Annotated in this window: 17 protein-coding genes; 3 read left to right on the plus strand and 14 right to left on the minus strand. The window is 64.2% G+C overall.

Annotated features, from left to right (window positions below; genetic code table 11):
• Nucleotides 1–154 precede the first annotated feature (154 nt).
• The gene (gene gcvP, locus J1M86_RS22840) at nt 155–3,007 is read left to right on the plus strand and encodes an aminomethyl-transferring glycine dehydrogenase (protein WP_307786718.1); all 2,853 of its coding nucleotides are present in this window, start codon (nt 155–157) and stop codon (nt 3,005–3,007) included.
• 27 nt (nt 3,008–3,034) lie between these two features.
• On the opposite strand, the gene J1M86_RS22845 is transcribed toward gcvP, so the two are convergent.
• The 4 genes from J1M86_RS22845 to J1M86_RS22860 all read right to left on the minus strand — a co-directional run bounded on the left by J1M86_RS22845 (nt 3,035) and on the right by J1M86_RS22860 (nt 7,552).
• On the minus strand, nt 3,035–3,928 hold the full coding sequence (locus J1M86_RS22845) for a short-chain dehydrogenase/reductase (RefSeq protein WP_075840292.1): 894 nt from the start codon (nt 3,926–3,928) through the stop codon (nt 3,035–3,037).
• Entirely contained in the window at nt 3,928–5,448 is a 1,521-nt protein-coding gene (locus tag J1M86_RS22850) for an NAD(P)/FAD-dependent oxidoreductase (RefSeq protein WP_206511467.1), read from the minus strand. The genes J1M86_RS22845 and J1M86_RS22850 overlap by 1 nt, the downstream gene beginning before the upstream one ends.
• A 95-nt stretch (nt 5,449–5,543) precedes the next feature.
• A complete protein-coding gene (locus J1M86_RS22855; RefSeq protein ID WP_241260535.1) occupies nt 5,544–6,647 on the minus strand; it encodes a PDR/VanB family oxidoreductase in 1,104 nt (367 codons plus the stop codon).
• A complete protein-coding gene (locus J1M86_RS22860; RefSeq protein WP_075840290.1) occupies nt 6,647–7,552 on the minus strand; it encodes a metal-dependent hydrolase in 906 nt (301 codons plus the stop codon). The genes J1M86_RS22855 and J1M86_RS22860 overlap by 1 nt, the downstream gene beginning before the upstream one ends.
• Nucleotides 7,553–7,762: 210 nt before the next feature.
• On the opposite strand from J1M86_RS22860, the gene J1M86_RS22865 reads away from it, so the two are divergent.
• Nucleotides 7,763–8,431, plus strand: a complete 669-nt coding sequence (locus tag J1M86_RS22865) for a TetR/AcrR family transcriptional regulator (protein ID WP_075840306.1) — start codon at nt 7,763–7,765, stop codon at nt 8,429–8,431.
• A gap of 18 nt (nt 8,432–8,449) precedes the next feature.
• Here the strand turns inward: J1M86_RS22865 and J1M86_RS22870 are convergent, their stop codons facing one another.
• From J1M86_RS22870 to J1M86_RS22915, 10 genes are all read right to left on the minus strand, one after another.
• Nucleotides 8,450–10,180, minus strand: coding sequence for a substrate-binding domain-containing protein (locus tag J1M86_RS22870; protein ID WP_307786719.1), 1,731 nt, complete (start codon nt 10,178–10,180; stop codon nt 8,450–8,452).
• A gap of 22 nt (nt 10,181–10,202) precedes the next feature.
• Complete coding sequence (locus tag J1M86_RS22875; RefSeq protein WP_075840305.1) at nt 10,203–12,392, minus strand: malate synthase G; 2,190 nt, start codon at nt 12,390–12,392, stop codon at nt 10,203–10,205.
• Between the two features lie 62 nt (nt 12,393–12,454).
• Nucleotides 12,455–13,366, minus strand: a complete 912-nt coding sequence (locus J1M86_RS22880) for a 3-methyladenine DNA glycosylase (RefSeq protein ID WP_206511530.1) — start codon at nt 13,364–13,366, stop codon at nt 12,455–12,457.
• A 29-nt stretch (nt 13,367–13,395) separates the two neighbouring features.
• Nucleotides 13,396–14,832, minus strand: coding sequence for a GuaB1 family IMP dehydrogenase-related protein (locus J1M86_RS22885; RefSeq protein WP_206511468.1), 1,437 nt, complete (start codon nt 14,830–14,832; stop codon nt 13,396–13,398).
• Between the two features lie 18 nt (nt 14,833–14,850).
• Complete coding sequence (locus tag J1M86_RS22890; RefSeq protein ID WP_206511469.1) at nt 14,851–15,708, minus strand: DMT family transporter; 858 nt, start codon at nt 15,706–15,708, stop codon at nt 14,851–14,853.
• The gene (locus J1M86_RS22895) at nt 15,705–17,012 is read right to left on the minus strand and encodes a DEAD/DEAH box helicase (RefSeq protein ID WP_206511470.1); all 1,308 of its coding nucleotides are present in this window, start codon (nt 17,010–17,012) and stop codon (nt 15,705–15,707) included. The genes J1M86_RS22890 and J1M86_RS22895 overlap by 4 nt, the downstream gene beginning before the upstream one ends.
• Nucleotides 17,013–17,083: 71 nt before the next feature.
• Nucleotides 17,084–18,535 (minus strand): NADP-dependent phosphogluconate dehydrogenase, encoded by a 1,452-nt coding sequence (gene gndA, locus J1M86_RS22900; protein ID WP_206511471.1) that lies wholly within the window; start codon nt 18,533–18,535, stop codon nt 17,084–17,086.
• Between the two features lie 168 nt (nt 18,536–18,703).
• A complete protein-coding gene (locus J1M86_RS22905; RefSeq protein ID WP_307786722.1) occupies nt 18,704–20,296 on the minus strand; it encodes a DEAD/DEAH box helicase in 1,593 nt (530 codons plus the stop codon).
• 356 nt (nt 20,297–20,652) lie between these two features.
• A complete protein-coding gene (locus J1M86_RS22910; protein ID WP_206511473.1) occupies nt 20,653–21,615 on the minus strand; it encodes a M56 family metallopeptidase in 963 nt (320 codons plus the stop codon).
• Nucleotides 21,616–21,639: 24 nt separating this feature from the next.
• Nucleotides 21,640–22,056, minus strand: coding sequence for a BlaI/MecI/CopY family transcriptional regulator (locus tag J1M86_RS22915; protein ID WP_206511474.1), 417 nt, complete (start codon nt 22,054–22,056; stop codon nt 21,640–21,642).
• Nucleotides 22,057–22,237: 181 nt separating this feature from the next.
• On the opposite strand from J1M86_RS22915, the gene J1M86_RS22920 reads away from it, so the two are divergent.
• Complete coding sequence (locus J1M86_RS22920) at nt 22,238–23,539, plus strand: alpha/beta hydrolase-fold protein (RefSeq protein ID WP_206511531.1); 1,302 nt, start codon at nt 22,238–22,240, stop codon at nt 23,537–23,539.
• The last annotated feature ends 3 nt before the right edge of the window (nt 23,540–23,542 follow it).

The following is a 23,542-nucleotide window of genomic DNA, read 5'->3' on the forward strand; positions in this document are numbered from 1 at the left end:
ACCCGCCCAAGGGGAAAGACGCTTAGGCTGCACGGCCGACGGTGATCGAATCTCTCAGGCGCTCGTTGAGACGAGCATGCGACAGAGGGGGAGGACTGATCGCGCAACCGCGCGAAAAGAGCCCACCTTCTGCACGCACACCTTGGAGCCTCTCGTGACCGAACAGATTCCCCGCTCGTCCTTCGCCGATCGGCACATCGGTCCCGATCGACTCGAACTTGCGCGCATCCTCGATGTCGTCGGAGTGGAATCGCTCGAGCAACTGGCCGCACGAGCCGTTCCGGAATCGATCCTCGATCATTCGGTCGACGGGGTGGCCGACGGCCTCGACACACTGCCGACTGCCGTGGGTGAACACGCTGCGTTGGCCGAACTCGCCGAGATTGCCTCGAAGAACGTCGTCGCGACGTCGATGATCGGACTCGGCTACTACGACACCCTGACCCCGCCGGTTCTCACTCGGGGCATCCTCGAGAACCCCGCGTGGTACACCGCGTACACGCCGTACCAGCCGGAGATCAGCCAGGGCCGTCTCGAAGCCCTGCTGAATTTCCAGACGATGGTGTCGGATCTGACGGCGATGGATGTGGCGAACGCGTCGATGCTCGACGAGTCCACGGCAGCAGCCGAAGCGATGACGTTGCTCCGGCGGGCCAATCGAAAGTCGGCCTCCCATCGCTTCGTCGTCGACAACGATGTCTTCCCGCAGACACATGCTGTCCTCGCCACCCGTGCAGAACCGCTGGGAATCGAACTCGTTCGTGCCGACCTCTCGCACGGCCTTCCCGATGGTGAGTTCTTCGGAGTTCTCGCGCAGATACCGGGTGCGTCCGGAGCGCTCGTCGATCATCGCGACCTCGTCGCCGCAGCCCATGAGCGTGGCGCTTTGGTGGCTCTCGGCGCGGATCTGCTAGCGCTGACGCTCGTCACCCCACCCGGGGAGTTGGGTGCAGATGCGTGTTTCGGCACCACCCAGAGATTCGGTGTTCCCATGGGATTCGGCGGACCCCACGCCGGCTATCTCGCGGTCGGCTCGTCACTCGCTCGGCAGCTGCCCGGCCGTCTGGTGGGAGTTTCGGTGGATGCCGACGGCAATCTTGCCTACCGCCTTGCGCTCCAAACTCGGGAGCAGCACATCCGCCGTGAGAAGGCGACCTCCAATATTTGCACCGCACAGGTGCTTCTGGCCATCGTTGCAGCGATGTATGCGAGTTACCACGGCAGTGAGGGATTGCGGTCGATAGCTCGACAGGTCAATCTGCATGCACTCACGCTTGCCGACGGGTTACGCACAGCTGGTCTGACGTTGGCGAGCGATAACTTCTTCGACACGGTCACCGTCGACGTTCCCGGGCGCGCTCGGACGGTCGTGGAGGAAGCGAAAGCGGCCGGTATCAACCTGCTGTTCGTCGACGCGGACACCGTCGGTGTCTCCTGCGACGAGGCGACCACTACGGACCACGTCGATATTGTCCTGGCAGCATTCGGGGCCGTCCGGTCAGACGGCGACCACGCCCCGTCCATCCCAATGCCACTGACGCGGACGTCGGAGTTTCTCGCCCATCCCGCCTTCACCCGCCACCGCACCGAGACGGCGATGCTGCGCTACCTTCGCACCCTGTCCGACAAGGACATTGCGCTCGACCGCAGCATGATCCCCCTGGGCTCGTGCACCATGAAGCTCAACGCCACCGCCGAAATGGAGTCGATCACCTGGCCGCAGTTCGCGCGCCTGCATCCTTTTGCGCCGGACGAGGACACCGAGGGCATCCGCTCCGTGATCACCGACGTCGAGAAGTGGCTGGTCGACATCACCGGATACGACGCGGTCAGCATTCAGCCCAACGCCGGTAGTCAAGGCGAATATGCCGGTCTCCTCGCCATCCGCAGGTACCACCTCAGTCGCGGGGACGACAGCCGCGACGTCTGTCTGATCCCATCGAGCGCGCACGGGACCAATGCTGCGTCCGCTGTGATGGCGGGTATGAAGGTCGTCGTGGTCGGCTGCCGATCCAACGGCGACGTCGACGTCGATGACCTGCGCGCCAAGATCGCGGCCCACGCGAACAGCCTCGCGGGCATCATGATCACCTATCCGTCGACCCACGGCGTCTACGAGCACGAGATCGACGACATCTGCGCGGCGGTGCACGACGCGGGTGGCCAGGTCTACGTCGACGGCGCCAACCTGAATGCGCTTGTCGGACTTGCCCGACCGGGGCGTTTCGGCGGAGACGTGAGCCACCTCAACCTGCACAAGACGTTCTGCATTCCGCACGGCGGCGGCGGACCGGGCGTCGGTCCGATCGGCGTTCGGTCGCATCTGGCGCCCTACCTACCCGGCCACCCGCTGCGTGCCGAGCTCGGTGACGGGCCCACGGTGTCCGCTGCACCGTTCGGCAGTGCGTCCATTCTGTCGATCACCTGGGCCTACGTGAGGATGATGGGTGCACAGGGCCTTCGCCGCGCAACCCTGACAGCAATCGCGTCGGCCAACTACATAGCCCGGCGACTCGACGAGCACTTTCCCGTGCTCTACACCGGTGACAATGCGATGGTGGCGCACGAGTGCATCCTCGATCTGCGCGGTCTGACCAAGGCCACCGGCGTCACCGTCGACGATGTCGCGAAACGGCTCGCCGACTACGGTTTCCACGCACCGACCATGAGCTTTCCGGTGGCGGGCACACTCATGGTCGAGCCGACCGAAAGCGAGAATCTCGATGAGATCGACGCGTTCTGCGACGCCATGATCGCGATACGCGGAGAAATCGATCGTGTGGGTAGTGGGGAATGGCCGGTCGAGGACAATCCGTTGCGGGGGGCACCGCACACCGCGCGCTGCCTCGTGGGGGAGTGGACACATCCGTATTCCCGCGAGGAAGCGGTCTACCCGGCAGCAGTCTCCGGTCGCGCCAAGGTATGGCCGTCTGTACGCCGGATCGACGGAGCCCACGGCGATCGAAATCTCGTGTGCGCATGCCCCCCGATAGAGGCATTCGCCTGACCTCCCGAGTCGTGGGCTAGGGCCGGGTCAGCGATCTTCGGACGTTGTCGCGTGATCTGTCGAGGTGGCCTGTGCCTCGACCTTGCGCACTAGTGCGTGGATGTCATCGTCTCGGGCCATTCGGTGGTCGATGATCACGTTCGCGATGCCGCGCAGCAACGAGTAGGGCTTCCATGTCGTGGGGGCGATGGTGCTGGCGGCGCGTGCTGTGATTCCGTCGGCAATCGATTTCGCGGCCTGCGCGGCGGTGATCCGTTGGTTCAGCGGCCACGGGAGCATGGCAAGGGCGTCGCTGGCCAAGTCATTCTGATCGACGGAGTCGTGAGTCATCGAGGTTTCTACGATGCCGAAGTAGGCCACTCCGGCGGTGGCGCCGACCGCGGCGAGTTCGATGCGCAGTGCGCGCCCGAGTTGTTCGACTGCTGCTTTGCTGATCATGTACGGGGATGCGGCTGCGCCGGGGGTGAACGCGGCGGCCGAGGATACGACGACGACGTGACCGTGGTGTTGGATGACCTGCTCCAACGCTGGGCGGACGGTGTTGAACACTCCGGTCAGGTTGATGGCGATGACACGATCGAAGTCGTCCTCGTCGATGGTCCGCAGCGTCGCAGGTGGCGGTGCGACCCCGGCATTGGCGACCACGACGTCGAGACGGCCGAAGCGATCCACGGTGTGTGCCACCGCTGTTGTCATCCTCGGTCGATCTCGCACATCCGCGGTCAGGGGCAGGGCTCGTTTTCCCAGTGTCCGGGCAGCGGATTTCACCGCTGTCGTATCCACGTCGACTAGCGCGACGGATGCGCCACGCGTATGCAGGATCCGGGCCAAGGCCAGTCCGATGCCTTGCCCACCGCCGGTGATCAAGACGACCTTGCCGTTGACGTCGTAGGCAGGGGAGCGGCTGTCGAAGGGGAACATCAATGTGTCCTAACCGATGCGTGTGCGGGGGAGGGGTCTGTGGCGCCGAGTTCGTATGCGTCACGGTCGAATCGACGGGTTCGGTTGGCGTACTCGAAGCTCCAGTTCGGATACAGGCCGGCGTTCTTGCCCTCGGCGGTGCGGTAGTAGGTGGTGGCGCAGCCGCCGGTGAGCCACACCGTCCTCGCGCTCCGTTCGTTGACTTCGTAGAGAAAAGCTTCCTGTGCGTCTTTGCGGACTTCGACGCGGTCGAGTCCTTCGGTTCGCATGGTCGCCAATGCGTCCACGATGTAACGGATTTGGCATTCGATCATGTAGATCGCGGATTGGTTGCCGACGGCTCCGAACGCACCGAGGGTGGTGAAGAAGTTCGGGAACCCTGCTAACGTCGCGCCGAGATAGCTTTGCGGCCGGGTGGTGTACAGGTCGGCGAGGGTCTGGCCATCGCGGCCGCGAATGCGGGCCTGTACCGCTGGTGGTACCTCGAATCCGGTGCCGTAGATGATGGTGTCGACTCGATGCTCGACACCATCACGGGTGAGGATCGAGTGTTCGCGGATCTCGGCGATGGCATCGTCGATGACCTCGACGTTGTTTTTGGTGAGCGAGGGTAGATACGAGTCGGAGAAGATCGCACGTTTGCATCCGATCATGTAGTCCGGGGTCAACCGCTTGCGCAGTGTCGAGTCGCGGACCTGACGGAGCAGCTGCATCTTTCCCATCGCCTCGTAGGGGTGGCGGAATCGTTTGTCGATGAACCCGACCAGGCCGAACGCTTCGATCGCGGCGTAGTAGCTGCCCCGCAGACCTTTTCCGATGATCGGGAGTCGGGCAATCAGTGCCCGCTCGGCGCGGGAGGTTGCGCGGTCGAGTCGCGGGATGATCCAGGGTGCGGAGCGCTGGAAGACGAGCAAGCGCGCGACGCGGGGTTGGATCTCGGGCACGAACTGGACCGCGGATGCCCCGGTGCCGAGCACGGCGACCCGTTCGCCGGTGAGATCGTGGTCGTGGTTCCAGTGCAACGAGTGGAAGCTCGTACCGGTGAATCTCTCCATACCGGGGATATCGGGGAACTTGGCTCCGCCGTAGACCCCGGTCGCAGAGATCAGGATCCGGGCGGCGAAGTCGCCGCTGTCGGTGTGTACTCGCCAGCGGCGCGACACCTCATCCCATGCGGCGTCGAGAACTTCGGTATCGAACCGGATATGCCGGACGACATCGTGGTCCTGTGCGACAGAGTGCAAGTAGGCCAGAATTTCCGGTTGCTTACCGTAGGTGCGTGACCAGTCCGGATTCTGCGCGAAGGAGTAGCTGTAGAGGTGTGAGGGAACATCGCAGGCACAGCCGGGGTAGGTGTTGTCCCGCCAAGTGCCGCCCAGGTCACTCGAGCGTTCGAGGATGACGAACTCGCCGAACCCCGCATCGCGCAACTTGACCGCAAGACCGATACCGCCGACGCCCGCGCCGATGATGGCGATATCGACCTGCTCAGGCACCGCACCGTTGCGTTGCTGGTTCATAGTGATTCCTTCCGTACCGCAGCCGCTTTGCGCGCTGCAGCAATGAGTCTTCGGCTCGTTCGATGTTCTGGCGAGCGTGAGAAGAGTGGTGAGGTTCAGAGGTCGAGAACCAGGGGCCCGCCCTGGGAGCGGGACACGCAGATCAACATCGAAGCTTTTCGTTCGGATTCGAGCAGTCTGTTGTCGCGGTGTTCGACCCGACCGGCGAGTACGCCGATCTTGCAGCTGCCGCAGTAGCCCTGCTGGCACGAGTAGACAACACCGGCCACCTGTTCTCGGATCGCGTCGAGCATGGACTGGTCGGCAGCGACCGATACAGTCACACCGCTCCGCGCAAGCTTCACATCGAACGGTTTGCCACCTACCACGGGCGGAGCCGAAAACCGTTCGGTGTGCATCGATCCCGTGGGATCGATGGCCGAGATCAGTCTCCGCGCGGCGTCGGAGACCGGAGGCGGCCCGCAGACATAGGTTGCGCCTCCCGGATGCAATCGGGTCAGTAGTCGACCGACATCGGGCAGGCCGAACTCGTCGTCCGGTCGAACGTCGACGTCACCGCCGGTGCACGCCTCGAGCTCGTCGAGAAACGGCATGTTCTCCCGGGTCCGCCCGAGGTACACCATTCGCCAGGGTATTCCGCGTGCGTTCGCCTTTTTCACCATCGGCAGGATCGGTGTGATACCGATACCACCGGCGATGAACAGGTACGAGTCGGCGGCTACCATTCTGAAGGCATTGCGAGGCCCGCGTACATGCAGCAGGTCACCTGTGCGCAAGGTTTCGTGCACCTCACGGGATCCGCCGCCACCGTCACCGATCAAGCGGACCGCGATCCGGTACCGGTGGCGATCGGCCGGATCACCGCACAGTGAATACTGACGCTGGCGGCCCGAGGGCAAGAACACATCAAGGTGTGAACCCGGATTCCACACCGGCAAGACTCCGCCGCCCGGCGCCGCCAGCGTCAGGCTCACCACATCCTCGGCTTCGGTCTCGATTCCTTTCACAACAAGATCCATATCGAAGTCGTCGTAGCGCAACGGATTCGGACGAGACAGTAGGGGCGCCAACCCACCTTCGACGAACAACCGCTGATAGGCGGCGAAACCCTTGGTAACCACCCGCAGACTGGTCTCGATCCCGTCGTCCGACGCGGGAGCCGGCGCGCCCCAGCGAGAGGTGAACCCGGCCATCGTCATCACTGCTGTTGCTCGGCTGCGCGGGCCGCCGGAGAGGTCGCCAAGTACTCGAGTGCCTTGTCCAGGCTGCCCATCTGTGAGGGGTGAAACCCCGGCCTGAGATAAACCGGGATCTCGGCCAGATAATGCCAGCCAGTGGGGATGACACCGCGGACGGCTGCGCTGAAGAACTGCCACGGCCATGGCTTGCCCCTGACAGGAGATGGATCGTTGTTGGCCAGGTAGATGGCGGTGCTGAACCACAGGATCGCGATGGCGCTACTGGCCAGAAATGCCGTTCGTGCGCGGCGGGCGTAGCTGCCGTCGACGTACTGGTAAACGTCGAAAACCACCGCGCGGTGTTCGACTTCCTCTGCGCCATGCCATTTGACAAGATCCAGCATCATCGGGTGCATCCCCATCTCCTCGAGATGGTCGGCATCGAGCAACCATTGGCCCAGGACGGCGGTGAAGTGTTCCATTGCCGCAAACAACGCCAGCCGCTCACACAACCACGCATGCTTGGCCCGGCCGGTCAAACCGTGATCGCCCAAGATGCTGTTGACAACGAAATTGAAGCGCTTCAGAACCGGTTCGACCTTGATCCCCTGCGTGATCAGATGCTCGCGAACCCCCTGATGTGACTGCGCGTGCATCGCTTCCTGCCCGATGAAACCGACGGCTTCCTCGTGCAAACGAGCGTCGTCGATCAGCGGCAACGCCTCGGCGATCGCTTCGGCCATTGCACGTTCGCCCTCGGGCAGGACAATATGCGCCACGTTGAAGAACTGCGTCGCGAACGGTTCTCCCGGCAAGTACTGCACCGGGATGCCGTCCCAGTCGAACTGCACGTTGCGCGCGTTGATGGCGTGCGCTTCGTCGCGGGGACGCGCCTTGTCGACCAATTTCTCGAGTCTGCGTGTCATATCAGCTTCCTGTCCACTTCGAGGGTCCTGTATTTCGTTCGACCACGATCAACTCGCCTGCTCAGGTCACAGGTTCGCGCCGTCATCGAGAACCGCACAGACGAAGGCCTGCGCGCCGGGTGCAGCAAGGTGTCGGTTTCCGAACCATACCGGAATTACGTAATTCCGTACAGACCTAATTCCGGATATGAACTGTGGGACAATCTCGAGATGGCGCGGGCAACCACAGGCATGTACAACGGGGTCACAGCCGGGCAGCGGCGCAACGAGCGCCGGAAAAAATTGATGGATGCGGCTTTGGAGATTCTGGGTACGCGGGGTTGGTCCGCGATGACTGTCGCCACCGTGTGCGAGGAGGCGAAGGTCGGCCCCCGCTTCCTCTACGAAAGCTTCGAAAACCTCGACGCTTTGGCGCTGGCCGTCCTCGATGACATCGTCGCGACCGCGTCCGCCAACACCGTCACCAATCTCGCTGCAGCACCCGACGACACCACCGCGAAAGTGCATGCCGCAGTGAGCACAATGGTGCACGAGTTTGCCGACGACCCGCGCCGAGCCCGCATCATCTTTGTCGAGTCCTACGGCAACGCGGCGATGATGAAACGCCGATCCCACGCACTACACGATGTCGCCGCGTTGATGGCAACGCTGGCGACCACCTTCGTCGACCTACCGAAAGGCGCCGACGACTTCATCGAATCAGGCACGCTGTTTCTTACCGGTGGCGTGGCTGAACTGGTAATCGCCTGGGTCGCAGGCGATCTCACCCTCAGCCGCGAAGAGCTCATAGATACCTGCACCGAGATGATGATGACCATCGGGGAAAATGCGCACGCCATCGCGGAGCGCTTGGCAATCGCACGCCAACATCGGCTTTGAGTGCACCACTTACCTAATTCAGTACAACAGCCTTCGCAGGAGGTCAGCGAGCTCGGGACCGGCCGACGAGCCGACCGTGGTCAGCGAACCGCCGGTGATATCGGCCATGGACTGCAACGTCTCGATGTCCGGATTGTCTCCGATCGAGACGACGTCGATCGACACGGGACGGTTCTGATCCGTCGATGCAGTCAACGCCTCGATGAACCGATCGGACGTTGCGAGGGCGTTGTCGTCGGGACCATCGGTGACCAGTAGAACGCTGTTCGGTCTGCCGGCAACGAACCCATCGACCGCGGAGGCGTAGGCGGCCAACATCGACTCGTACGTCGACGTCGCGGCCTCCGGCTGCAACGTGGACGCCGCAGCGATCAACTGCTCGCGCCGCATGCCTGTGGGCAGAGTTTCGTCGACAGGTCCGGCGGGAACCACAGTTCGGAAGGCTCGGCCGGCGTCGAGGTCACTGCTGTACACCCACAGGCCGAGTTGGGACGAATCGACCACGCTGCCGAATTGCTGGACGAGCGCATCGGTGGTGTTCTGCAGCCTCGTTCGCTCGCCCTCGGCGGTGTCCATCGACCCCGATACGTCGAGCACGATGGTGACCCGACGCGGCGTCGCTGGATTCTGCACCAGGTCCACCATGGCGCGGCGGGCGTCCGGCGAGGCAACTGGGGCGTTCCCCGGGGGCGCCCCCACCTCGAATCCCAAATCGACGAAGACCGGTGTGTTCTCGGTCTGTCGCATGAAGTCGACGAACTGTGCAGCTGCACGGCGGCGGGTCTCGTCCGTCCACTGCCCAGCCAGGACGGCAGCCGGGTGATCTGCCATCGGTGTAGGCCCGGCGGGGGCATAGGCCGTCAGATCGCTCGCGGCGGCATTGCTCAGTTGCTGAGCTGTCACCGGAACGGCATGCGCCTGCGCGGTTGCCGACATGTCCGCGGTCAGACGGCCGAGTGCTTCGTCCGTCGATTCTGGTGTGACCGCCTCGATGCCGAGATCGGTGGTGGCGAGCGCAGACAATGCCGAGACGGCGAGGCCGGAACGTATGCCTTCCACTGCCACCGGTCGATCCGGCTCACCCAGGGACGAGGCAACCACGGCGGCCAAGGCAGAAGTGGTGGAATCGGAGGCGGGACCGACTGGCAACTGCAGGCGTAGCCCACCCCGGCCGAGAACGTCCAGAGCATCCGGCGTGCTTTGCAGATCAGGCAGATCGGCCCACCCGATATCCGCACGTGCGAGCGCATCGGTCACTGGAGCCGGGCCGGCCAGGACGACGGGGGAGGTGGCGACAGATCTGGGAGTGCCGTCGATGGACTCGACGGGAACCGCCGCCACCGAGTCCGAGGATCGAGGTATCCACAGTGCAGGTACGGGTCCCAGTGCCGCCTCGTCCCATACCGACGCCCCGGCGCTGATCGCCGCTGCGACTGTGTCGGAGTCCGCGGAGGTCACTCGAACGGAGATGCACTGGTCCCGTACGACGGGTCTGCCGTCCGTGAAGCGCTGCGCCAGCGCAGACACCGGGCCGGAGAGATCCGGCTCGACGACAACAGCTACGACGGCGTCGCCCTCGACACACGTATCGGCAGCCTGAACTCCCTGATCGACAATGCGCTCACGCAACTGGAACCACCCGGCCACGGCGAGCACCATCACGATGATGGTGCCCACCGCGATCAACGGGCCCTTGCTGATACCTCTGCTGATACCTCGGGATTCTCCCGAGGTTCGATGTTGGCCCACGAAGGAAAGGCTACAAGTCCACTCAGCGTGCAGCGGCCTTGTACTCGCGACGGCGGCGGTGCAGGATCGGCTCCGTGTACCCGTTCGGCTGGCTGGTGCCCTGGAAGATCAAGTCACTGGCAGCCTGGAACGCAATGTTGTCGTCGAAATTCGGCGCGAGGGGTGTGTACGTCGGATCCTGGGCGTTCTGGCGGTCCACCACCGGTGCCATGCGCTCGAGCGACTCGCGGACCTGCTCCTCGGTGACCACACCGTGGCGCAGCCAGTTCGCGATGAACTGACTCGAGATCCGCAGCGTGGCGCGGTCTTCCATCAGCGCAACGTCGGCGATGTCGGGCACCTTCGAGCACCCCACGCCATCGTCGATCCACCGCACCACGTAGCCGAGGATCGACTGCGAACTGTTGTCGAGCTCCCGGCGCTTACGCTCCTCCGACCAGTCGGTGGACGGTGCGAGAGGGATTTCGAGAATGTCGTCGATGGTTGCTCGCTTGGCCTTCGCGATCTCCTCCTGGCGGGCGAAGACATCGATCTTGTGGTAGTGCAGTGCGTGCAATGTCGCGGCCGTCGGCGACGGCACCCACGCGGTATTTGCTCCGGCCTTCGGGTGGCCGATCTTCTGCTCGAGCATGTCCGCCATGAGATCCGGCATCGCCCACATGCCCTTCCCGATCTGTGCTTTGCCTTTCAACCCGGTGGCCAGACCCGTGTCGACATTGAAATCCTCGTAGGCGGAAATCCATTTCTGGGCCTTCATCTCGCCCTTGGGGACCACAGGCCCGGCTTCCATCGAGGTGTGGATTTCGTCGCCCGTGCGATCGAGGAACCCGGTGTTGATGAACACCACTCTCTCTTTCGCGGCGTCGATGGCTGCCTTGAGGTTGACTGTGGTGCGGCGTTCCTCGTCCATGATGCCGACCTTGAGGGTGTTCTCCGGAAGTCCGAGAACATTTTCCACGCGCCCGAACAATTCGACGGTGAACGCGACCTCGTCGGGGCCGTGCATCTTCGGCTTCACGATGTACAGCGAACCGGTGCGACTGTTGGTGAGCTCGTTGTCACCGGTCAGCGAGTGCATACCGGTCAGCGAGGTGAACAGGGCGTCGAGTATGCCCTCGGGCACCTCGTTGCCGTCGGCGTCCAGGATCGCATCCGAGGTCATCAGGTGACCCACGTTGCGGACGAACAAGAGCGACCGGCCGTGCAAGGTGAGTTCCGTACCCTCGCCTGGAGTGCCACCGATCGGGGTGTAGCTGCGGTCCTTGTTCAGGGTGCGGGTGAATGTCTTGCCGCCCTTGCTGACCTCCTCGGTGAGATCGCCGCGCATGAGGCCGAGCCAATTGCGGTAGCCGAGAACCTTGTCGTCGGCGTCGACGGCTGCGACGGAGTCCTCGAAGTCCATGATCGTGGTGACGGCGGATTCGAGCAGTACGTCCTTGACACCGGCGGCGTCAGTGGAACCGACGGGGCTCTCCGGATCGATCTGGATCTCGAAGTGCAATCCGTTGTTCTTCAGCAGGATTGCAGTGGGCGCGTCGGGTTGGCCCTGAAAGCCGATCAGCTGCGACGGGTCAGCCAATCCGACGATGTTGCCGTCGGCGAGGGTGACTGTCAGCGACGCTGCGTCGACGACGTACTTCGTGGTTCCGACATGGCTGCCCGAAGACAGCGGGGCGGCCTCGTCGAGGAAGTCACGGGCGAACGCAATGACCTTGTCGCCGCGAACCTTGTTGTACGAGCTGCCCTTTTCGGCACCGTCCGTCTCCGGGATGGCGTCGGTGCCGTACAGCGCGTCGTACAGCGATCCCCACCGAGCGTTCGAGGCGTTGATCGCGAAACGTGCGTTGAGCACCGGAACCACCAGCTGCGGTCCCGCAGTGGACGTGATCTCGGTATCGACGCCGGAGGTGGTGATCTGGAAGTCGGCGGGCTCGTCCAGCAGGTAGCCGATTTCCTTCAGGAAGTTCTTGTAGGCTGCGCGATCGTAATCGGGGCCGGCGTGTTCACCGTGCCAGGCGTCGAGCTTGCCCTGGATCTCGTCACGGACAGCCAGGAGTGCCTTGTTCTTCGGGGCCAGGTCGGTGATTACCGATTCCGCGCCCGCCCAGAATGCCTCGGCTTCGACACCGGTACCCGGAAGGGCCTCGTTCTGGACGAAGTCGTACAGCACCTTGGCAACCTGAAGACCGCCAACACGTATCCGTTCGGTCATGAATCCCTCGCTCTTTCCGGTCTCGGGCACTCGAGAGTGCCCCAACGACATCGACATCGATGTTACTCGGCAGTAAGTCCAGCGATTGCATCGACGCTCACCAGTAGATTCTGGCACCGAGCGATCAGTTCCGATCGGAGAGGGGCAGCCCTGGCCATCAGGTCGGTCTGCGCGCGCACGTACTCGGCACGGCCGGCGGGCGTCTCGATGGCTATCGGATCGAGTCCGTACTCCGACAGGTCGTACGGACTCGCCCGCATGTCGATGCCTCTCGCGGACAGCGCGAGTTCGAAACAGTCTGCGACCAGTCGAGATTCGATAAGGGGGGCGAGTTTGTAGCTCCACTTGTACAAATCCATCGTGGCGTGCACGCAGCCTGGCTGTTCGCTTTGTGTTCGGCCCGTCGGCTCGAGGGGGAGCGCGTTGCGTGGGACAGCGTCGCGGGTGAAGAACCTGAAGGCGTCGTAGTGCGTGCACCGCAAGTTCATCGACTCCACCACCTGGTCGGTGCCCTCGTGTCCGAGGCGGAGCGGAACCGAGCCGTGGCGTAGTGCATCGTCACCGCCGCGGTACACCATTGCCCACTCGTGCAGCCCGAAGCAGCCCAGATTCGGTTGCCGCTCCGTCGTCGCGGTGAGCAACCCCAGTGTGAATTCGATGGCGGAACGCCGCTGTTCGAGCAACGACCCCCGCACCCGGTATCCGGCGGGACCGAAACCGAGATCGATCGGTTCGTACGAGGCAAATCCGGCATAGTCCGCAGACTGCTCACCTCCCAGTACGACCCCGTACCCCGGTCCCCATCGCTTGAGGTGACCTGGCTTGAAGCTGTAGTAGGTGAAAAGGAAGTCGAGCACGGGATGATAGGTCCCGCGGCCACGATCTGCCAGGTAGTCGCCGACGAGATGCTCGATGCGGTCGATGTGCGCCGCTCGCGCCACCGTCCACTCCGACTCCGCTACAACGGTGATCATGGTCGTCGATACGTAATCGATGAGGCGTCTCACCAACCGCTTGGTAGCGGACGGCCCTCGGCGAAACCGGCTGCGGACTGAACGCCGATGACCGCGCGCTGATGAAGCTCCGCAAGGGAGCGGGCACCGGTGTAGGTGCAGGTGCTGCGAACACCTGCGCAGATGTGATCGAGTAGATCCTCCACACCAGGGCGGTCGGGATCGAGTCGCATACGTGAACTGGAAATGCCTTCTTCGAACAGTCCCTTGCGTGCTCGGTCGAATGCGCTGTCTGTAGCCGTGCGGGCCGCGACAGCGCGCTTCGACGCCATGCCGAAACTCTCCTTGTAGGCGTTGCCGGCAGTGTCGAAGCGCAGGTCACCCGGCGATTCGTAGGTGCCGGCGAACCATGATCCGATCATCACGTTGCCGGCACCCGCTGCCAATGCCAGCGCGACGTCGCGAGGATGCCGGACACCGCCATCGGCCCACACCGATGCGCCCAGCTCGGCGGCCGCTGCGGAGCATTCGGCGACAGCCGAGAACTGCGGGCGACCCACGCCGGTCATCATCCGCGTCGTACACATCGCGCCCGGACCTACACCGACTTTGACGATGTCCGCTCCCGCTGCCACGAGGTCGCGGGTGCCGGCGGCGGACACGACGTTTCCGGCGACCAACGGCACCCCGAGATCGAGCGACTTGATTGCCGTCAGCGCGTCCAGCATCTTCGCCTGATGCCCGTGGGCGGTGTCGACGACGAGCAGGTCGGCGCCGGCTTCTTTCAGCGCCCGTGCCTTTGCCGCGACGTCACCGTTGATGCCGACCGCGGCGGCTATCCGCAGTCGGCCCTGGGCGTCCAGCGCAGGTGAGTAGATTCCGGCGCGCACGGCACCGGTTCTGGTGAGTACTCCGGCGAGTGACCCGTCGGGCCCGACCAGCACCGCGAGGCCCTCGTGGACTCCGTCGAGCTTGTCGAATACCGAACGGGGAGTTGCATCCGCTGGCGCCGTGACGAAGTCGGTCGCGGCAACGGTCTGCAAGCGGGCGAACCGATCGACGTCGGCGCACGCGGCCTCGGTGACCACACCCACCGGGCGTCCTGCCTCGACCACGACGACTGCACCGTGTGCGCGCTTGTGCATCAGCGCCAGCGCATCCGATACCGACGCGTCCGGTCCCAGGACCACCGGTGTATCGGCCACCAGATCGCGGCTCTTGACGAACGCGATGGTCTCGACGACCGCGTCGATCGGAAGATCCTGCGGAAGAACCGAGATGCCACCGCGTCGGGCCACTGTCTCTGCCATACGACGACCGGACACGGCGGTCATGTTCGAGACAACGATGGGAATCGTCGTACCGGAACCGTCCGAGGTGGACAGATCGACATCGAATCGCGACGTCACATCGGTTCGGTTGGGAACGAAGAAGACGTCGTCGTAGGTCAGGTCGTAAGCGGGCCGGTGGCCATCGAGGAACTGCACGTTGTGCCAGCGTACCGGTCAGTGTGTATCGACGCGCTCGGCGACCTGCGCTTGCGACCGTGACAACGCGATAGTGGCATACACCATGACCGCCACGCAGGCTGCGATGACGACGAGCGCGAACGCGTCGTCTCTGACGCGTTCGTCCAGAACAGTGATTCCGAGGAACGCGGCGCCGAAGGGTTCACCGATGGTGACAGCCGGCAGTGACGCCGACAGGGGACCGGATTGGAAGGCGCGCTGCTGCAGGTAGAAACCGAAGGCGCCGCAGCCGACGAGCGCGTACGTCTGCCACGCAGCCAGCGCTCCGAGGCGCTCCTTTTCCACCACGTCCGTCACGAACTTGGTGAAGGCGACGGCCATCCCGAAGAGCAGTCCGCCGGCCGCTCCCAGCAACAGGGCCCGCATTCCGGGGTCGCGCAGTGTCAACCCAGCGATCGTGCAGGCCGACACGAGACCGAGTGCGATGGCGAGCGGGCCGATCCACTCCGCGAACGACGCGTTCGAATGCCCCTCCGTCGGGTCGCCCACCACGATGAACACAGCGAGTGCCAGCGCCAGAGCAAACGCGAGAAACCACGTCGAACGCGTCATCGCGTATCCGGAGAACTTGGCCGACAGGGGGAGCGCGAACAGGAGCATCGACACCAGCAGCGGCTGCACGATCAGCACCGAACCGACCCACAGGGCCACAACCTGAACGGCGTAGCCACCGACGTCACCGATGACCCCGGCCCACCAACGGGGGCTTCGCAGCAGCGATGCCATCAACGATGCACCCTCGGGGACAGCCGCGGCGGCGCTCTGCTGGGCGACCGAGGCGCCGGCGAACAGGAAGGCCGCGAGGAGCGCAAGTACGATCGGCAGCCAGTTCATCGGCGACCGGTTCGGCGCGACCGATGCGTCGGCGACTTCACTCCGGACTTGGACCGAGCAGAACCGGATCGAGCAGAACCGGGCCGCGCAGCACTGCGTGTGCCGGCCGTGGGCCCCTCGTTCGTGGGTGGCGGCGGACCCGGCGGTTGTCGGGCACCGGTGGTGGCGCGGAGCAGCGGACTCGTCGGGCCGACGTCCACGACATCGATCCCGATCCGCGACTGTCCGGCCACGGCGAGGAAGCGCTCGACCTGGCTTTCGGTCACCAGAGTCACCACGGTTCCACCGCGCCCTGCGCGCGCGGTTCTCCCGGCACGGTGGGTGTAGTCCTTTGCATCCTCGGGCGGGTCGACGTGGACGACCAGCGAAACGTGGTCGACGTCGATCCCCCTGGCCGCGACGTCTGTGGCGACCAGCACCGGCACCGACCCGTCGGCGAATTGGGCGAGCGTACGTGTGCGATTCGCCTGTGTCTTGTCTCCATGCAGGGCGGCCGCCGACACCCCGACTGCGAGGAGTGATTCGGTGAAGCGGTCCACAGCGTGTTTGGTACGCAGAAACATAATTGTCTTGCCCTCACGCGCCGCGATAGCCGCCGCAACGGAAGTTTTGTCCTGCTGCGTGACCCGGAAGAAGTGATGATCCGCGGCTTCGACGACCGGGGGCTCCGCGCTGTGCAGTACTGGATTGTCGAGATGCCCGCGGATCAGTTCGTCGACATCGCCGTCGAGGGTGGCCGAGAACAACATGGTCTGTCCGCCAGCAGGAATTCGCTTCAACAGGGCGGTGACCTGGGGGAGAAATCCCAGATCTGACATACGGTCGGCCTCGTCGACCACCGTCGTGGTGATTTGTGCGAGCGAGAGGTGACCCGCGCTGACGAGGTCCTCGAGACGACCCGGTGTTGCGACGACGACATCCACCCCGCGTCCCAGTCTGTCGATCTGGCGCTTGAGGGGCACACCACCGACGAGGCTCGAGATTCGCAATCCTGATGCGAGTGCGGGTTCTTCGAGCGCACTGTCGATCTGTAGCGCCAGCTCCCTGGTGGGTACCAGGATCAGGCCACGAGGGTGCTGGGGACGGCTTGCGCTACCCGAAAGCCGGTGCAGCAGTGGGAGTCCGAAGGCGAGAGTCTTGCCTGATCCCGTGGGTGCCCGCCCGAGAACGTCTCGACCGGCGATAGCATCGGTGATGGTCGCGGCCTGGATCGGGAACGGGGACTCGACACCCATTTTTCGCAGAGCGTGAATCACGACGGGGCGGAGCCCGAGATCTGCGAACGAGGGCGAGGGGCCGAGCATGAGAAAACACTACCGCCGGTCGACCGCGGCCGGGACCACACTTGGGTCGCCGGCCGCGGATCGAGCGTGCGTCAGGCTTGGACTTCGCTCCGGTCGCCGCTCCACAGGGTGTGGAACTTGCCTTCGGAGTCCACTCGCTCGTAGGTGTGTGCACCGAAGAAGTCGCGCTGGCCCTGCGTCAGCGCTGCAGGCAACCGTTCGGCGCGAAGTGCGTCGTAGTACGCCAGCGACGAGGCGAAGGCAGGTACCGGAATGCCGAGTGAAGCGGCGGTCACGACGACTCGTCGCCAGCTGTCGATCGCATCCTCGATCGCATCTCGGAAGTACGGCGCGAGAATCAAACTCGGTAGGTCGGCATTGTCGTCGTAGGCATCCTTGATGCGGTTGAGGAACCGGGCGCGAATGATGCAGCCGCCGCGCCAAATGGTGGCGAGATCGCCGGGGTGCAGGTTCCAGTCGTACTCGACACTGCCGGCGGCGATCTGGTCGAAGCCCTGGGCGTAGGCAACGATCTTGGAGGCGTACAGAGCTCGGCTGATGTCGTGGGTGAACTGCTCGGCGTCGGACGGCTTTGCCGCCAGAGTTCCTGAGGCGAGACCGACGGCGGCCTTTCGCTGACCGCGCGAGCCCGACAGCGCTCGAGCGAACACGGCCTCCGCGATGCCAGTGACCGGCACTCCCAGATCCAAGGCCGCCTTAACGGTCCAACGGCCGGTGCCCTTCTGCTCTGCGGCGTCGACGATGACGTCGACGAGCGGCTGACCGGTCTTCGCGTCGACCTGGTTCAGTACCTCGGCTGTGATCTCGACGAGGTAGCTCTCCAGATCGCCCTTGTTCCATTCGGAGAAGACGTCCGCAACCTGTGCGGGGGTGTAGTCGAGAGCGTCGCGAAAGAGGTGGTAGGCCTCGCCGATGAGCTGCATGTCGGCGTATTCGATTCCGTTGTGCACCATCTTCACGAAATGACCGGATCCGTCGGGTCCGATATGCGTGCAGCACGGTGTGCCATCGACCTGCGCGGCGATGGATTCCAGCAGCGGTCCCAGCGCCTTGTACGAGTCGGCTGGTCCGCCGGGCATGATCGATGGTCCGTTGAGCGCGCCTTCTTCACCGCCGGAGATCCCAGCGCCCACGAACAGCAGTCCGCGCTCCTTCATCGAAGCCTCGCGTCGAATGGTGTCGGTGTAGAGAGCGTTTCCACCATCGATGATGATGTCGCCCTCTTCCATGGCGCTCGCCAACTCTTCGATCACTGCATCCGTCGGGTCGCCGGCCTTCACCATGATCAGGACCCGTCGCGGCTTCTGGAGCGCACCGACGAATTCCTCGATGGTTTCGGTGCGGACGAAGTTGCCTTCACTCCCGTGCTCGGCGAGAAGTGCATCGGTCTTCTCGATGCTGCGATTGTGCAGCGCGACCGTATGTCCGTTCCGCGCGAAGTTCCTGGCGATGTTCGAACCCATCACGGCGAGTCCGGTGACGCCGATCTGGGCAAGGTCCGTCTTTTCCACTGCTGAGGTCATGGGTACAGCTTTCCTTGCCGAGCCGTCGGAGGAAAGTCGGGGGCTCCTGCGGCTGCGTCACCTTCTCGTCCACCGAGCCTGTTCGGGCGCAAACGAAACCGGGCGCCGCCTCGAATTCTCATTCGAGGCGGCGCCCGGTGTGCCGTGCTGTGGTTCAGCGGTCACGCATCAGCTATTGCGTGCGGGACCGTCGAAACCGTCGTACGAACGCTGGTCGGTGCGGCTACGGAATCCGCCCGATCGAGTGTCGTCGCCCTGGTAGCCGCTGGTGCGGGGACGGTCACCTTGGTAGCCGCCGGTGCGGGGACGGTCACCTTGGTAGCCGCCGGTGCGGGGACGGTCACCTTGGTAGCCGCTGGTGCGGGGACGGTCACCTTGGTAGCCGCCGGTGCGGGGACGGTCGCCCTGGTAGCCGCCGGTGCGGGGACGGTCACCTTGGTAGCCGCCGGTGCGGGGACGGTCACCTTGGTAGCCGCCGGTGCGGGGACGGTCGCCCTGGTAGCCGCCGGTGCGGGGACGGTCGCCCTGGTAGCCGCCGGTGCGGGGACGGCTGTCGCGGCGGTCACGCGGGCTGGAGTTCTCTGCACGCAGTGCCTCGCCGGTCGGCTTCTTCGCGCCCGTGATGGAAGACAGTTCGGTCGAACCTGGCGAGACATTCACCGAGGTCGCTTTGACTCCGGCCATTCCCGTCAACTTCTGAACCTGTCGACGCTGATTCGGCAGGACGATCGCAACGACAGTGCCCTTTTCGCCGGCGCGTGCCGTACGGCCGGCACGGTGGAGGTAGTCCTTGTGGTCTGCAGGCGGGTCCACGTGCACGACGAGATCGATCCCGTCGACGTGGATTCCGCGTGCGGCCACATCGGTAGCCACCAGAACCGGGGTTCGGCCATTCTTGAATCGATCGAGCACGCGGGTGCGCTGGTTCTGGGCCTTGCCGCCGTGGAGCGACTCAGCGGCGATGCCGAGTGCGCGAAGACGGTCGGTGATGCCGTCGCAGCCGAGCTTGGTGCGCGCGAACATGATCGTGCGACCCTCGCGTGCCCCGATCTCGGACAGCACGATGTCCTTCTGGCCCCGGTCGACCATGAGCATGTAGTGGTCCATGGTCCGGACACTGGCCTTGCCGTCCTGCGTCGAGTGTTCGACATGGTCGGGCAGGAACTGGCGAACGATGGACTGTACTTCGCGATCGAGAGTGGCGGAGAACAGCATTCGCTGTCCATCTGCCGGAGTGTCGGAGAGTACGGCGCGGACCTCGGGGAGGAATCCCATGTCGGCCATCTGGTCGGCTTCGTCCAGCGCTGTGATCTCGATGGAATCGAGCACGCAAGTACCTTGCCGCAGATGGTCGGCGAGGCGACCCGGAGTTGCGACCAGAACGTCGACGCCGCGACGCAGTTGCTCGACCTGCTTGTTGAATGGGGTGCCGCCGACTGCGGCGCGCACCGTCAAGCCCTGGGCACCGGCGTACGGTGCCATCGACTCGACAACCTGGAAGGCCAGTTCACGGGTAGGGACGAGCACGAGTGCGCGCGGCCGCTTCGCGGATGGGCGGTCGGTATGCAGTGCGAGACGGGCAAGGATGGGCAGACCGAAGGCCAGCGTCTTGCCCGAGCCGGTTTGCGCGCGGCCGAGCACGTTCTTGCCGGCGATCGCGTCCGGTAGAGCCTTCGCCTGGATGGGCGAGGGGATGGTGATGGAGTTTCGTGCGAGCGCCGCGACTACGGGCTCGGGAAGTCCGAGTTGGGCGAAGGTGATGACGTCGGCCGCGACAGACGAATCAGCGCCTGGAACCTCGGGTGTAGCAGAAACGTCGGGTGTACTAGTCAAGACAGCGTGAGTCACGCAGTTGAACCTCTCCGGATTGCGGGCACGCCACAGAGCAACAGCTGTACAGAAACACCCGCGAGAGGGGCACAAAAACAGCTACAACACATTCATGACGAGCCAGGGCACTGTCACCTGGCCATCCATGCGCTTTCTCATATGCGCAAAGTGGGGCTGTTTGTGCCTTCGATTTACTAGGCCGCAATGGCGACCGTGTTCGAGTGTACGCGACCGGTGTTCGATTCACCGACTCGAACGGATGTGAGGTAGCCGACTCTTTTCGACACTCAGTGATGCCGGATGAGTCGGCTGAGTTCGACCAACCAGGGCATCGCAACGAAAATCGTGGGAACGATCAGGATGATGGCGGCCGCGACGTAGGCAGCGGTACCTCTTCGTGCATCGTTTCCTGGCCCAGCGAGGCGTTGTACTCGGATCAGGGTGCTCGGTCCACCTGCGGCGAGTGCTCCTCGCGGTGCAGTGGAGCCCGCGCAGGTGACGAGCGCCCGCGCGAGGGGAGTGGGGCCTGTGGCTTTGACAGCCGAATCGTCGGCTAGGAGCTCTACGAGCAATTGGACACTGCCCAATGCCGACTTGCTTCGAACGATTCGGGGAAACGCTTCGTTGACAGCCGTGAACGCCTCGAGAACGAGGTCGTGACGCGAACGTAGATGCGACCGCTCGTGGCTCAGAATTGCGAGCACCTCGGACGGATCGAGACTGGCTAGAACACCCTCGCTGAGAACTACGCGCTGACGGAGCCCCGGCAGGCAGTACGCGATCGGTTCGACCGCGTCTAGAACACGAACGTCGGCATCGCGGATGCAGGGGAAAGGGCGACCGTTGTCGGTGCTGCGGTCGAGCAGGTCGACAAGCACTCGGTGGCGTGCTCGTCGCCGCCGAGTGCGGACCGCAACTCGAACGACGGAGTACATCAGCTTTGCGCCGATCCCCAGGGTGATGGCGAGCACGACGATGTAAAGGAGCCACAGGGGAAATCCCAGTGCTTCGATCTCGTCCGTAGGCGCTGTCGTAGGTCGACCGTCGGGACCCGGAACGAGCAGTAGACCGCCGATGGCCAGGCCCGAGCTGAACGCCGAGAGGACCGCGGCGATGGCGATTGCCTGCCACAGGACGAGGGCGGCCCGGGGCGCCAAGTGAGTCCACTTCGCACGGCTCAGAAACGCAGGAACCGGCCCCGCGAGCAGCAGGGCGAGTACCGCGAAAACCAGTGCGGTGGTGGAGTTCATTTCCTCACTAACCGAGGGGAGGGGTCAATCGGACTTTCCGTCTGCGACGAGAGCGTGGGAGGGCTCGTCCGATTGTGCCACTTCCAAGGCAGCGAGTGCTTCGCGGAGGGCGGCTGCTTCATCGGCGCCGACTCTGCCGACGAAGTGCACCAGGGCAGCGGCGCGTCCACCGGACTCGGGGGCCTGCGCCAGGGCGTCGACCATGAGGCTGGCAACCAGCTCGTCTCGACCGTGCAGGGGGACGTAGCGATGAGCTCTGTCGTCCCGCTGCTGCACGACAAGTTGTTTCTTGGCCAGACGCTGTAGCACCGTCATCACTGTCGTATACGCGAGCTCACGGTGGGCGGAGAGCGCCTCGTGCACCTGCCGCACGGTCTGGGGCTCCGAAGAATCCCAGAGATGATCCATCACTGCGCGCTCGAGTTCCCCTAGACCAGCCATTCCTCTGAGTCTACGGGTAGTCCGACGCAAATGCGTACTACTCGGGGTAGTACATGAAATGCAACCGTTGTGTGATCCGTCATAGGCGACTCGCCGCCAGTTGTGCGACACCACGCCGATCAGCTGAGAAGAGTGCTTATTCTGCATTCATGTCATGGCCACGACGTCTCGACCGAGTCCGGTGAACTCGCTCGCGTCGCTCTCGCTGGTGAGCGATACGACCTTCGCCGTCGCATCGGTGGCGGGAGTCCTCGGTGCAATCTGGCTCCTTGCGTGCCGAAAGCGCTGGTATCTGCAGCGAGCGCTCCCCGCTTGCCTCCTCGGCGCGGCAGCGGTGACGCTCGCGATCTACCTCGTCGTGGAGAAGCTGTGGCGGCCGTTTCCCGATCCGATCGAAATCCCCATCTACGTATGGATAGGCGTCGCACTCGCGGCCCTGCTACTGATGGTTCCGCGGACGCTCGCCGCTCGGAGGGTTCTCACCCGCGTCGTATCGGTCTTGGCGGCTCTGCTGGTGGTGGTCGCGGCCGCAGCTCAGATCAACATGGTGTTCGCGGCATATCCCACAGTGGGTTCACTGTTCGGCCTCGCCGACGCCAACAGTGTGAGCCTCGATCAGGTGCCCGGACCGGAGGCTGATGTGGTCACCGGCAGCCCCCTCGACACGGTGTGGTCGCCCCCGCCCTCACTGCAGACCGAAGGAGAGCTGACCTCGGCGACGATCGAGGCCACCGCGTCGAATTTCTCGGCTCGCCCTGCCCAGATCTACCTGCCGCCCGCCTACTTCGCCGACCCACGTCCGCTTCTTCCCGTGCTGGTGCTGCTCGCTGGGCAGCCTGGGCAGCCCGAGGACTGGTTGAACGGGGGAAAGCTGGCCGAGACGATGAACGACTTCGCCCGAGATCATGCCGGTCTGGCACCCGTCGTCGTGGTTGCCGACGCGACGGGTTCCACCTTGGCCAACCCGCTGTGCGTGGATTCACCGCTCGGCAACGTCGACACGTACCTCTCGCGCGACGTGCCGACCTGGATCGAGTCGACGTTTCAGGTCGACCCGAACCCTCGAAGCTGGGCCATCGGGGGCCTGTCCTACGGCGGTACCTGTGCAATCCAGATGGCGACCAATCACCCTGACATCTACCCGACCTTCCTCGACCTTTCGGGGCAGATCGAACCGACTCTCGGTGATCGCAGCCGCACCGTGAACGAGGCGTTCGGCGGGGACGAGTCCGCGTTCGAAGCCGTCAACCCGATGGATCTGCTCGAAACGAAGCGGTTCCCCGACTCGGGTGGCGCGTTCGTGGTCGGCGCCGACGACGACGAGTACCGGGCCGGCCAACAGGCGATGTACAAGGCAGCCGAAGCGGCAGGCATGGACGTTCGATACTCGGAAATACCCGGCGGCCACAGTTTCGCAGTCTGGTCCGAAGGTTTGAAGCAACAGTTGCCGTGGTTGATGCAGAGAGTAGGTCTGATCTCATGACCG

Source organism: Rhodococcus sp. KRD197, assembly GCF_017168235.1.
In the GTDB taxonomy this organism is placed as follows: Bacteria; Actinomycetota; Actinomycetes; order Mycobacteriales; family Mycobacteriaceae; genus Rhodococcoides.

Excerpts from the sequence above, each read along its gene's own strand:
- J1M86_RS22845 (WP_075840292.1), bottom strand. The coding sequence starts at position 3,928 with ATGTTCCCCTTCGACAGCCGCTCCCCTGCCTACGACGTCAACGGCAAG.
- J1M86_RS22850 (WP_206511467.1), bottom strand. The coding sequence starts at position 5,448 with ATGAACCAGCAACGCAACGGTGCGGTGCCTGAGCAGGTCGATATCGCC.
- J1M86_RS22855 (WP_241260535.1), bottom strand. The coding sequence starts at position 6,647 with ATGACGATGGCCGGGTTCACCTCTCGCTGGGGCGCGCCGGCTCCCGCG.
- J1M86_RS22860 (WP_075840290.1), bottom strand. The coding sequence starts at position 7,552 with ATGACACGCAGACTCGAGAAATTGGTCGACAAGGCGCGTCCCCGCGAC.
- J1M86_RS22865 (WP_075840306.1), top strand. The coding sequence starts at position 7,763 with ATGGCGCGGGCAACCACAGGCATGTACAACGGGGTCACAGCCGGGCAG.
- J1M86_RS22875 (WP_075840305.1), bottom strand. The coding sequence starts at position 12,392 with ATGACCGAACGGATACGTGTTGGCGGTCTTCAGGTTGCCAAGGTGCTG.
- J1M86_RS22880 (WP_206511530.1), bottom strand. The coding sequence starts at position 13,366 with ATGATCACCGTTGTAGCGGAGTCGGAGTGGACGGTGGCGCGAGCGGCG.
- J1M86_RS22890 (WP_206511469.1), bottom strand. The coding sequence starts at position 15,708 with ATGAACTGGCTGCCGATCGTACTTGCGCTCCTCGCGGCCTTCCTGTTC.
- J1M86_RS22895 (WP_206511470.1), bottom strand. The coding sequence starts at position 17,012 with ATGCTCGGCCCCTCGCCCTCGTTCGCAGATCTCGGGCTCCGCCCCGTC.
- gndA (WP_206511471.1), bottom strand. The coding sequence starts at position 18,535 with ATGACCTCAGCAGTGGAAAAGACGGACCTTGCCCAGATCGGCGTCACC.
- J1M86_RS22910 (WP_206511473.1), bottom strand. The coding sequence starts at position 21,615 with ATGAACTCCACCACCGCACTGGTTTTCGCGGTACTCGCCCTGCTGCTC.
- J1M86_RS22915 (WP_206511474.1), bottom strand. The coding sequence starts at position 22,056 with ATGGCTGGTCTAGGGGAACTCGAGCGCGCAGTGATGGATCATCTCTGG.